This is a genomic window from Nostoc sp. CALU 546 (genome assembly GCF_048836525.1).
The window spans coordinates 1-2,688 of record NZ_JAWJTF010000279.1; the positions used below are offsets into that span (position 1 = coordinate 1).

The window sequence follows — 2,688 nt, forward strand, 5'->3', positions numbered from 1 at the left end:
CACGATAGCATAGATACAAACATAAAAACTATCTTGTATGTCTCAGCCCTTTGCTGTCACCCCTAGTTTAGAAGATGTCACTGAGAGTATAATTTTCCCACCAGGTGACATCTATAGTGACGAACCCCCCTTGGAATCTGATTTACACCGCGAACAAATAGATTTACTCATCCGCCTGATTAAATGGTGGTGGCGCGATCGTCAGGATTTTTATGCTACCGGCAACCTGACGATTTATTTCAGTCCTAATCAGAAAAAGTCAGAAGAATTTCGAGGCCCTGATTTCTTTCTGGTTTTAGATACAGAAAAAAAAGACCGCAAAAGCTGGGTTGTGTGGCAAGAAGACGGTAAATATCCCAATGTGATTATTGAGATGTTATCTGATTCCACTGCCTCGGTTGATAAAGGTTTGAAAAAGCAAATTTACCAGAATACATTTCGTACTCCAGATTACTTTTGGTTTGACCCAAACAACCTAGAATTACAGGGATTTCACTTAGTTGATGGGCAATATCAAGACATTGTACCCACTGAGTCAGGTTGGTTGTGGAGTCAACAGTTAGGGCTGTATTTAGCAGTATCTTTGGGCAAATTACGCTTTTTTACACAAGATAGGCAGCTGGTCATGTTACCAGAGGAAGAAGCAAATCAACAGTTACAGCAAGCAAACCAACAGTTACAGCAAGCAAATCAACAACTAGAAGAAGAACGTCAACGGGCTGCAATATTGGCAGAACGCTTGCGAGCCGCAGGTATTGATCCTGAGCAAATATTCTGAAAAATAGAATTTTATCTCTAAACTAGGCATGAAAAAATAGTGCTATGAACCAAACAATATCCGATCAAGTCCGTTGGACAACCTCAGACTTAGAATTACTCACAACTGATGAATGGAAGCGCTATGAAATTATTGACGGAGAACTATTTGTGACTAGAGCGCCTCACTGGAAACATCAGCGAACTGCTGGTAATATTCATTTAGAATTGGAAATTTGGTCTCGTTCCAGTAAACTAGGTGAACCTATTACAACTCCCGGCATAATTTTTACAGATGCCGATAATGTCATACCCGATGTAGTTTGGATTAGTCGTGAGCGTTTAGCACAATTGCTAGATGAGGAAGGGCATTTGAGAGGAGCGCCAGAACTCATTGTGGAAGTGCTTTCTCCTGGGACAACTAACGAACGTCGAGATCGAGAAGCCAAGCTGAAACTATACTCATCCACAGGAGTGCAAGAATATTGGATTGCAAATTGGCAATTACAGCAGCTAGAAGTTTACCGCAGAGAAGCTGCCCAATTAAAACTGATAGCAACCTTGTTGGCTGATGACGAAATCACATCACCACTGTTACCAGGTTTTGGCGTTCGAGTTAAGCATTTTTTTGTATAGAAACAGTTGAGGAGTGGAGATAACCTCTGCCTCGTATCCGATTACCCCTGTCCTGCGGTTCCAAGAAATGTTGTACCGATGTTGGTTCCTCCTAGTCGCTCCATCTGTTTAGAATTGAGCGATATTCCGAATCTTTGTCGTCCATATCACCTAAATATATGCGACAGTGCTTAGGAACAGCATCATAGGCTTGGCGCAAATACTCCTTATTTGCCTCGTTTGGCTCATGCTTATATTGTGTTAATGCCTGTCGGCAAATCTCTCCTGTTGTTAGCTGCCCATTGAGTCGTCGGATCTCGTCTTCAACTTCTTTAACAAACTCCTGCTCCTCAACTCTTGACTTCACTTGATGGGCGGTAAAATTAAGACCAGACACCATCATTGAGACTCTTGCTCCTTCAGGCAGATGAGTTCTAACCCAACCTTTGCTCACCTTTTCTTTGAAACCATCAAAGTCAACCATCCCCCAGCAATCAATTCTGCCGTCTTTATAGACTTTAATTTCAGTAACATAATAGTGGTCTCCATTGTTGATAAAGGCTTGCAGAAATACGCCAGGAATGGTTACGCCATCAACTATGCGATAGATCGTGTTAGAGAAGGACATAATAAAAACTCATTATTATACAGTCTTAGCAAACAGTATGTACTGTACTCTTCGATTGATCTCAGTAGGCCCCCTGAACGCTTACCATCTGTGTAATGTTCAAATCACAAAATTTTGGGAAATACTGAGTTTACGTTTTTACGTGACAGTAAAAACACGCAGTGGAGGCACAACAATGTTGGCTGTACCCCTACAAACACTGTAATTAACTCAATTGAAAACTATTCTTACGATCCCCATAAAGTCTTAAAATATTGTTAATTTCAGCCAAACCTCTCGACCTTCAACTTACAAGTATCACCCCAAAATCACTATGTCTATCGGCTACGTCGCGCTTGTACTCCACGCACATCTGCCCTTCGTTCGTCACCCGGAAAGTGACTACGTGCTGGAGGAAGAATGGCTCTATGAAGCCATCACAGAAACCTACATCCCCTTATTGAAAGTATTTGAAGGCTTAAAGCGAGACGGTATCGACTTTAAAATCACGATGAGTATGACACCGCCTTTAGTGTCGATGCTGCGTGATCCTCTACTTCAAGAACGCTACGAAGCACACTTAGCTCAACTAGAAGAACTTATAGCACTAGAAGCAGAACATAATGTCAACAACGGACATCTTCGTTATTTAGCCGAACATTATGCGACTGAGTTCAGCGAAGCGCGTCAGTTGTGGGAACGCTACGGCG

The 2,688-nt window shown here is 42.1% G+C and carries 3 protein-coding genes and 1 pseudogene; 3 read left to right on the forward strand and 1 reads right to left on the reverse strand.

Features of this window, described 5'->3' with window-relative positions:
* Positions 1-37 precede the first annotated feature (37 nt).
* Both RRG12_RS42670 and RRG12_RS42675 read left to right on the forward strand, forming a co-directional pair.
* A complete protein-coding gene (locus RRG12_RS42670; protein ID WP_420761142.1) occupies positions 38-778 on the forward strand; it encodes a Uma2 family endonuclease in 741 nt (246 codons plus the stop codon).
* Positions 779-822: 44 nt separating this feature from the next.
* Positions 823-1,392, forward strand: a complete 570-nt coding sequence (locus tag RRG12_RS42675; protein WP_420761143.1) for a Uma2 family endonuclease — start codon at positions 823-825, stop codon at positions 1,390-1,392.
* A gap of 91 nt (positions 1,393-1,483) precedes the next feature.
* Here RRG12_RS42675 and RRG12_RS42680 read toward each other — a convergent pair whose 3' ends face one another.
* On the reverse strand, positions 1,484-1,999 hold the full coding sequence (locus RRG12_RS42680) for a DUF7638 domain-containing protein (protein WP_420761144.1): 516 nt from the start codon (positions 1,997-1,999) through the stop codon (positions 1,484-1,486).
* Between the two features lie 313 nt (positions 2,000-2,312).
* Here RRG12_RS42680 and RRG12_RS42685 point away from each other — a divergent pair.
* Positions 2,313-2,688: pseudogene (locus tag RRG12_RS42685) on the forward strand (DUF1957 domain-containing protein); the annotation flags it as partial.

Excerpts from the sequence above, each read along its gene's own strand:
- RRG12_RS42670 (WP_420761142.1), top strand. The coding sequence starts at position 38 with ATGTCTCAGCCCTTTGCTGTCACCCCTAGTTTAGAAGATGTCACTGAG.
- RRG12_RS42680 (WP_420761144.1), bottom strand. The coding sequence starts at position 1,999 with ATGTCCTTCTCTAACACGATCTATCGCATAGTTGATGGCGTAACCATT.
- RRG12_RS42675 (WP_420761143.1), top strand. The coding sequence starts at position 823 with ATGAACCAAACAATATCCGATCAAGTCCGTTGGACAACCTCAGACTTA.